Here is a 6,245-nt window from a genome sequence, read left to right as displayed (position 1 = left end):
TGGGCCGCCGGGGATTGGCCTACATGGTGACTGCGTCGCAGGCCTGGCGGTGCAGCTTCAGGGTCTTGCACAGCTTGCGGGCGGCGTCCTTGCCGGCCAGCGGCCCGGCGACCACCCGCCAGCGGCCGTCCTTGTCGCTTTTGCGCATGATGGCGTCGAGCTTGCCCAGTTCCTCGGGGAACTTGGCCTTGATGCGGTCCCAGGTCGCCCGCGCGTCCTCCTCGCTCTTGGCCGAGGCCAGCGACACCCCCCAGCCCTTGCCGGCCGCGGTCGCGGCCGCAGCGGGTTTGCCGCCGCCGCCGCTGCCGCTTCCGGCCGGGCGCAGGCCGGTGGCGGTGCCGGCGACGCGCTGGCTGCTCTGGACGCTGTCGAAGGCCTTCTCCAGCGCATCCTTTTCGCGCCTGGCCTCGTCGGCGGTCACCAGGCCGGCGACGCGCATCCGTTCGACGCGGCCGACCGCCTGGCCGGCCTCGATCAGGTCGGCGGGCGGCAGCGACGCCACCTCGCGCTTGCGCGGCTTGTCGGGGAGCAGGCCGTCGAGGATGGCGCTGCGCTCGGCGGCATGTTCCGCCACCGTCATGCCGCGCGCTTCCAGCGTCTGGCCGAGCGCGCGCAGCCTGGTCGCCACCGCCTCGTCCGGCGGGATCGGGCGTTCCAGGCCGATGGCCGGCACCGGCTGGGTCATCGGCAGCAGGGCGCCGACATTGGCGGCGCGGCGCTTGTTGAATTCGTCCTGGGTGATCAGCCCGTCGTCGAGCAGGCGCTTGAGGATGCGGAAACGTCCGGCGACGTTGGCCTCGGCATCACCGATGCGACCGGGTGCGGGCGTCACGGACGCGCCGACGGGGTCGAGCGGGCCGGTCGCCACCATCGGCCGTCCGGGCAGCGGCGGCGGCGCGCGATCGACCACCGGCAGCGGCGGCGCCCCGATCATCGACTGGGTCGGGGGCACCCCGGACTGGGCGGTGCTGCGGGGCACGTTGCGCCCGGTGAGCTTGTCGACCACCGCCATGTTGGCCCGCGCGATGTCGATCAGAGACCGCGGCTGGGCAACGCCGGTATCGCCGGTGGTGACGATGGAGCCGGGATACTGGTTGCTGATGATGACCTCGTAGTACTGGCGGGCGAGCTCGTAGCGCCCCATCCCCTGATAGGCCAGCCCGGCCACCAGCAGCGCCACCGGATCCTTGGAATTGTAGCGCAGCGCCCGCATGGCGTGGGCCTCGGCGCCGGAATAGTCGCCCTTGGTCAGGGCGCTCATGGCGCGGTCGGTGGCCTGCTGGTTGAACACGCCGCCGACGGTGTTGCCGGTTCCCTGGGGATCCATCATGGCCGCGCACCCGGCCAGCGCCACCACCGCCACCATGGTGGCCGCGCTGCTTCCCAAACGACGAATACGGCTCATGCTGTCCCCCGCCTCGCGTGCCATGCACCCAGGAAATGCCGTCGAGCATGCCCGCAAAGCGGTTCATTCTTTCTTAATGACGGGCGCGGCACCGAACCGGGTGGTATAAGGAGAGGCCGACCGGGGAACGCAGATGGACGCCAAGGAACTGGAACTCAAGCTGGTGACCGACGCTGCCGGGCTGGAGCGGATCAGGCGCCATCCGCTGGTGCGCGAACACCGGCAGGAGCGCCCCACCACCGCCCGCCTGGACTCGACCTATTACGACACCGCCGACCGCAGCCTTGCTGCCGCCGGCATCACCGTGCGCCTGCGCCGCGCCGGGGCGCGCCGGCTGCAGACGGTGAAGACCGCCGGCACGCGGGCCGCCGGGCTGTTCCGCCGCCGCGAATGGGAGGCGCCGGTGGCCACCAACGGTCCCGACCCGACGCTGCTGCGCGCCACCGGGCTCGACGCCCTGGCCGCCCCCGACCTGAGCGAGCGTCTGGTCCCGGTCTTCACCACCCGCATCAGGCGCACCGCCTATCGGCTGGCCGGCGAGGGCTGGGAGGTGGAACTGGCCCTCGACCACGGCGAGGTGGTGGCGGGCGACCGCAGCGCGCCGCTGTTCGAGGCCGAACTGGAATTGCTGGCGGGCCAGCCGGCCGAGCTCTACCGCATCGCCGACCGGCTGCTGGAGGCGGTGCCGGCCCGCCTATCGACCCGCTCCAAGTCCGACCGCGGCTTCGCCCTGGCGGCGGGCACCATTCCGGCCCCGGTGAAATCCCGGCCGGTGCCGCTGGCCGCCGACCAGACCCTGGCCGAGTCCTTCCGCGCCATCGCCCGCAACTGCCTGGAGCACCTTCTCGCCAACGAGGCCAGCCTGAGCGAGGCGCACGACCCCGAGGCGGTCCACCAGATGCGGGTTGCGCTGCGCCGCCTGCGCTCGGCACTCAAGGTGTTCCGGCCGCTGCTGGTCGATCCGGCCCTGGCCGAGGTGGTGGCGGAACTGCGCTGGCTGCTCGCCCATCTCGGGCCGGCCCGCGACGGCGACGTGTTCCTGGCCGAAATCATCGACCCGGTAATGGAGCGCCATCCCGAACTGGCCAGCCTGGCCGAGACCCGCGCGGCGTGGAAGCAGGTCCGCGACCGCGACTTCGCCGCCGCCCTGGAGGCGGTGGCCGAAAACCGTTTCACCCGGCTGCTGCTGGCGCTGGGGGCCTGGGTCGAGACCGGCGCCTGGAGCGGCAACCCGGCTCTGGCGGAACCGGTGGGGCCGTTCGCCGTCAAGGTGCTGGCCAAGAGCCACCGCAAGATGCTGAAGGCCGGCGGCAAGACCCTGGCTGCCCTGACGCCCGAGCAGCGCCACCAGGTCCGCATCCTCGGCAAGCAGCTGCGCTATGCCGGCGAGTTCTTCGCTCCGCTGTACGGCGCCAAGGCGGCGCGGCCCTTCCTGTCCGCCCTTGCCGAGCTGCAGGACCAGTTGGGCGAGCTCAACGACATCGCGGTGGCGGGACCGAAGCTGGCCGCCAGCCACCACCAGGGGCCGCTGGCCTGGGCCGCCGGCCTGGTCGCCGGCTGGCACGAGGCACGCCGCCCCGACCTGCTGAAAGGCGCCGACCGGGCCTGGAAGCGGCTGCGCAAACTCGACCCGTTCTGGTCCTGAGCACCTCTTCACCCCCTATTGCCGGGCGGGTGGCTAACCTTTAGTTTAGAGTGGCGTCAGGGATAGGGGCGATGCGGCGGATACTGTCAGGCGTACTGGCGGCGACTTGGTGCGTGATGGTGGCGGCGTCCGCCGTCGCCGCCGAGCGGCCGTCGCTGCTGTTCGTCTCGTCCTTCAACAAGGACCTGCCGGCCCAGCAGGCGCTGGAACGCGGCCTGACCCAGGCGCTGGGACCGGGGGGCGCCGACGTCCATACCGAATTCCTCGACAGCCCGCGCATCCCCGCCAAGGTTGCCGCCGACGCCTTCTCCGCGGTGGTGGAGCGCAAATATGCCTCCATGCACTTCGACGCCGTGGTCGCGTGGACCGGCCCGGCGGCGCGGGCGGTGGCGCGCGAGCGGGCCAGGCTGGGCGGCGCGCGGATGATCTTCGTCGAGATCCCCCGCGCCACCCTGGCCGAGGTGGTCGATCCGGCGGCGGCGGATATCGTCGTCACGCTGGGCGTCGACTACCGCAAATCGGTCACCCAGGCCCTGCGCCTGTCGCGGGCGGAGCGTCTGGTGGTGGTCGGCGACAACGCCCCCGGCCTCGCCGCCGAGCGCGTTTCCCAGTTCCGCGAGGCGCTGGCGGCCGAGGCGCCGCGTCTGCCGGTGGAGGACCTGACCGGCCGCCCGCTGGATCAGGTGGTGGAGCGGGTGGCGCAATTGCCGCCGCGATCGGCGATCTTCTACCTGCTGACCTTCTCGGACGAGCGCGGCGCCCCGATCACGCCGTTCGAGGTGGCGCAGCGCATCTCCGCCGCCGCCACCGCCCCGGTCTTCTCGGCCTGGGAATCCCTGATGGGCAGCGGTGTGGTGGGCGGCGCGCTGCTCAGCCAGGAAACCGCCGGACGCCAGATCGGCGAGGCGGTGGCGGCCATCGCCAGGGGCGACCGGCCGCTCCCGCCCGGCGAGGCCATCCGCAACATCTTTGACTGGCGGCAGTTGCAGCGATGGAAGATTCCCGCCGCGTCGCTGCCTGCCGACGCCCGCGTCCTAGGCCGTCCGCCCGAATTGCTGGATCAGTACGGCACTGAAATCGCGCTTGCCGCCTGCGCCTTCGCCGCCCTGGCGATCCTCGCCGCGCTGCTGGCCCGCGCCCTGCACGGACGCAACCGCGCCCTCGCCGCCCTGGCCGAGGAACGTGCCTCGCTGGCGCGCAAGGTGCAGGAGCGGACGGGCCAATTGTCGGCCGCCGCCCGCGACCTGGAACGCTCCAATTCCGAACTCGAGCAATTCGCCTATGCCGCGTCGCACGATCTGCGCCAGCCGCTGCGGATGGTGGCCGGCTATGTCGGCCTGATCGGCAAGCGGCTGGGACCCGAGGCCGATGCCGACCTGGCCGAGTACATGGCGTTCGCCACCAACGGCGCGCGCCGCATGGATGCCATGATCAACGGCCTGCTGGAATATTCGCGGGTCGGCCGCACCGGCGACCCGCCCGAGCGGATCGGCCTCGCCGAGGTGATCGCCGAGGCGAAGGAGAACCTCCAGCTCGCCCTGGCCGAACGCGGCGCCGAGGTGACGGTGGCCGGGGACCTGCCGGCGGTAACGGTGCGGCGCGCCGAGATGGTGCGCCTGTTCCAGAACCTGATCGACAACGCGACCAAGTTCGTGCCCGCCGACCGCCCGCCCCGTATCACCGTCACCTGGACGGCGGACGACCAGGCGCTGCGGGTCAGCGTGGCCGATAACGGCATCGGCATTCCGCCCGACCAGCGCGAGCGCCTGTTCGGCGTGTTCCAGCGCCTGGTGACCAGCGAGCAGTACGAAGGCACCGGAATCGGCCTCGCCCTCTGCCGCAAGATCGCCGCCCATCACGGCGGACACATCGAAGTCGGCGACGCCCCCGGCGGCGGCAGCGTCTTCACCATCGAGCTGCCGCTCAACCGCGCAGGTTAATCGCTTCCCTCGGTCTCCGCATCCGTGCGCTTGCCGTCCAGTTCGGCCGCCGCCTTCTCGGCGCGGCGGCGCTCGGCCTCCCTCTCGGCCCTGGTCCGGCCGAAGGCGGTGCGGTTGATGGCGGCCGTCCGTTCGGCCTCCTGCTTGGCCTTGGCCTTGCGCCAGCGATTGAGGTTGACGATTTCCGCCATGGACCGGCCCTCCGACAAGGCGCCCAGTCTAGCGCGTCCGGCAAGGCGATGAACAGGCGCCCGTCGGACCCGGGTCAGGAAAATGCGATTCACCCTTGCGCCCGTCGCCGCAGCCTGTTATATCCCCGGCCCTCACGACGACGCGGGTGTAGCTCAGTTGGTTAGAGCGCCGGCCTGTCACGCCGGAGGTCGCGGGTTCGAGCCCCGTCACTCGCGCCATTCTCCCCTTCCTGGACCATGCCGGGATGCGGGCGATGGCAGCAAGACCCGACCGTCGTTGAGAAGCCAGTCTGGCACAAATCCGTCACAACGGAGGCCAGAACCGTGGCGACAATCCGATCCCGTGGCGACCGTTGGCAGGCCCTCGTCCGTCGTCGTGGTGCCCCGCCCCTCTCCCGCACGTTCGACAGGAAATCCGAAGCCCAGAAATGGGCACGAATGGGGGTGTTGCTCGAACCCACCCGGAACTCGATCTCGAAGGGCGCGCCTTCCGCCTTCATCTTGCGCCGGATAATCTCGGCGCGGGCCAGCAGGCGCATCAGGCGCTGGGCCTGCTGGAGGGTCAGGAGGCGCAGCGGGTAATGGATCATGGCGCTGATGCCACGATGCTTACCGCGCAGCCGGTCGAAGAACAGCGTGAAGATCAGGATGCCGAAGAAGGCCTCGGACTTGCCGCCACCCGTGCTCATGTAGAGCAGGGTCGCCTTGTCCTCGTCGTAGTCCTCGCGGAAATACCCCTCGAACTCGGGCATTCGGGACGCAATGGTCGGTATGTGGGCGAGGACGAAGGCCAGCTGGAACAGGCGCCAGCTGGGGTTGTCCATCTTGGCGGCCTTCAGAAAGGAGGCGTTGGTAGCCAGCCAGGCCCGATACGGGATGCCTTCACGGCAAGTCGCGTTTTTGCGATAAGCCTCTTGGCTCACCTTCAGCAGCTGGATGCCAAGACGGATTCGCGCCTGTTCTTCGTTCCAGGCCGTCAGGTCGCCATGGTAGCGCACCTCTTCCCGGCTGATCTCCTCAGGCCGAGGCATGGTCCCTGTATCGAACAGACCATTTGCTTTGAT

Annotated in this window: 4 protein-coding genes and 1 tRNA gene; 3 read left to right on the top strand and 2 right to left on the bottom strand. The window is 70.6% G+C overall.

What is annotated here, in order from left to right; genetic code table 11:
* Window positions 1-19: 19 nt before the first annotated feature.
* Entirely contained in the window at window positions 20-1,405 is a 1,386-nt protein-coding gene (locus MTBUT4_RS13610) for an SPOR domain-containing protein (protein WP_173980234.1), read from the bottom strand.
* Window positions 1,406-1,538: 133 nt separating this feature from the next.
* On the opposite strand from MTBUT4_RS13610, the gene MTBUT4_RS13605 reads away from it, so the two are divergent.
* Both MTBUT4_RS13605 and MTBUT4_RS13600 read left to right on the top strand, forming a co-directional pair.
* A complete protein-coding gene (locus MTBUT4_RS13605; protein WP_173980233.1) occupies window positions 1,539-3,050 on the top strand; it encodes a CYTH and CHAD domain-containing protein in 1,512 nt (503 codons plus the stop codon).
* A gap of 71 nt (window positions 3,051-3,121) precedes the next feature.
* Entirely contained in the window at window positions 3,122-4,990 is a 1,869-nt protein-coding gene (locus tag MTBUT4_RS13600) for an ATP-binding protein (protein ID WP_173980232.1), read from the top strand.
* Here MTBUT4_RS13600 and MTBUT4_RS13595 read toward each other — a convergent pair.
* Window positions 4,987-5,181 (bottom strand): DUF4169 family protein, encoded by a 195-nt coding sequence (locus MTBUT4_RS13595; protein ID WP_173980231.1) that lies wholly within the window; start codon window positions 5,179-5,181, stop codon window positions 4,987-4,989. The two genes, MTBUT4_RS13600 and MTBUT4_RS13595, sit on opposite strands and share 4 nt — an antisense overlap.
* Before the next feature lie 142 nt (window positions 5,182-5,323).
* On the opposite strand from MTBUT4_RS13595, the gene MTBUT4_RS13590 reads away from it, so the two are divergent.
* Window positions 5,324-5,400, top strand: a tRNA-Asp gene (locus MTBUT4_RS13590).
* Window positions 5,401-6,245 lie beyond the last annotated feature (845 nt).

Origin of the sequence: Magnetospirillum sp. UT-4 (assembly GCF_902729435.1) — a bacterium.
Classification (GTDB): Bacteria; Pseudomonadota; Alphaproteobacteria; order Rhodospirillales; family Magnetospirillaceae; genus Magnetospirillum.
Note: the sequence above shows the minus strand (reverse complement) of the source record. Positions and strands in the feature narration are given on the sequence as shown.